Below are 2,168 nucleotides of genomic sequence, written 5' to 3' on the forward strand. Positions count from 1 at the left end.
CTCTTAGAGAGCTTTGCTTCTATCAAGGACGCGCCCGAAACGGCAGCTGCAACACATGGCGGTAGGGTTCTACTCTGGGTTAAGATGGACAAAGCCTCCCAGGCGGCCACACACACGCCGCACGATCTCTTTGACTCAAAAATCGGAACTCATTTGATTGCGGCTTGGCGAAATGGCTACATCGTCGAATTCGCAACTTCTGCTTTTGAACGGGTACGGAGACGTGTTCAAAATCCAACGACGGATCCCCAGCGCTGCGATATCTTTCGAATTGAGTCCGCTGATCTGTTCGCAAACGTGCTCAAAGATGCAAGTCGCATTGAGACCGCTTGGTCTTTAGCTGCAACAGACGAAAGCGGGCGTAGAACATTCAATGTTCGATTGCCCGGATTCCTATCAGAGGATGCGCAATCTTCAGTTATTGAAACGTTAGCTCGGTTTGCACAGGAAGATCGTGTTGCTTTGCCAGCATTTGTTCTTCGTGCGCACCTCTTGAGTTATCAGCAGGATACTTCCCCCGAGGCGCCTGAATGGCTTCCAGCTTCCCGTTTTGTTGACGGAGCGAGAGTTCTTACTCAGGCGAGCCCTAGCCTCCCTGTAGGCATCCGAGATAGAGACGCCATCCACCAATTGGTGGCTTCCGGAGCTATTGTCAGGTGGGAGCCCGTTGCTCCTTTGCGTCCTACAAATCCTGGAGTGGGGCCAGAGCCTGAACCTACACTGCCAGCGCTGGATGAAGAGCCGATTGTTGGTGTCATAGACGGCGGATACCATGCCACGCGTTACCGTGGCGCAATGGCTTGGGAGATGGAACCATTAGTACCAGACGGATTTRCAGCTCGTGCTCACGGCAATAAGATCGCTTCTATTCTGGTGGATGGGCATTTATGGAGTAATCAGCTTCAGCTCCCTCAGCTTCATTGCAGGCTTGGAGTTATCCAAGCGGTACCAGAGATCGGTGCTGGTTTCAGTATTCCTGATCGAGTGCTACTGAACTACATCGAGCAGGCCTTCAGCGAGCATCCAGAAACGCATGTATGGAACTTGTCTGCGAACTTCAATCGTGAGTGTGATGAGTACGATGTAAGCGATTTGGGGCACGGCCTTTCTGAGCTATCTCGCCGCTATAGCAAACTTTTGGTCATATCTGCTGGTAACCGTTCAGAAACAACGCGCCTTGCTCCACCGGCCGATTGTGAAGCTGCCATCATCGTCAGCGGCCGAGCACACGACGAGAATGGAAAGCCGTCAGAACCTTGCCCTTTATCACGCGTAGGTCTCGGCCCCGAGGGTATGCTCAAACCAGAAGCAAGCTGGTTCTCAGAGCACAGGGTCCTAGGAGGTGGCACGGATCGTGGTACGAGCTTTGCCGCGCCGCTGGTCTCACGCGTTGCTGCCCACATATGGGACAATCTTGCAGATCCATCACCTGATCTAGTTAAGGCTCTTCTAATTAGCTCGTGCGACCTAACTGCTTACAGCTCGGACCTAGGCTTTGGTTCACCGATCCGCCCAGAATTACCTTGGACCTGCCCACCCAATGCAGCGGTTGTCGCTTGGACGGCTGATATCAGTGCTATGCAGCGGTATTACTGGACAGGAATCCGTGTCCCCCAAAGCCTGATCCAAAACGGAAGATTTGTCGGGCGCGCAAAGATGGTTGCAATCCTAAGCCCTATTACTCAGCTAGAGGGCCACCATTACATTTCTACGCGTCTAGAAGCGGGGCTTCAGTATAAGAGGCTGCAGCCAGGAGGCGGTGCCAAAAATGTAACGATGCTTGGATGCATGAACCCGAATGAGAGAGAACTAGATGCACGCGTTCTTGATCACAAATGGGATCCTGTTCGGGTCTACTCAGGGGAATTCAGTGTCAACAACGGGCCCAAGCTCCTCGGTCCGCAGCCGGAGCTACAGGTCTACGCTCGAATGTTTTGGCGGAATCAGTTTCAATACGGCGACGAATTCATGCGCCAGCATCAAGCACAGGTGAGCTTTGTAGTGATGCTGGAATCTCTCGACCCAGGTGCGGATACCTACAATGAGTTTCGGCGGATCATGGCAGAAAATGTCGAGAGTGCACTGGTTGCCCAGGAGGTCGAGGTTGAGGCGGGCAACGATGGTGAGGGATGATCAAGCAACGGCCAATCCAGCTCTAACCCCTAGAC

The 2,168-nt window shown here is 53.1% G+C and carries 1 protein-coding gene; it reads left to right on the forward strand.

Going from position 1 to position 2,168, the window contains the following annotated elements; translation table 11 throughout:
- Positions 1-2,133 (forward strand): S8 family peptidase (locus AC1DT3_RS18780; RefSeq protein WP_477466738.1); only part of this gene is annotated, 2,133 nt, incomplete at its 5' end.
- Positions 2,134-2,168: the final 35 nt, after the last annotated feature.

This window comes from Microvirga sp. P4_G7, from assembly GCF_056401005.1.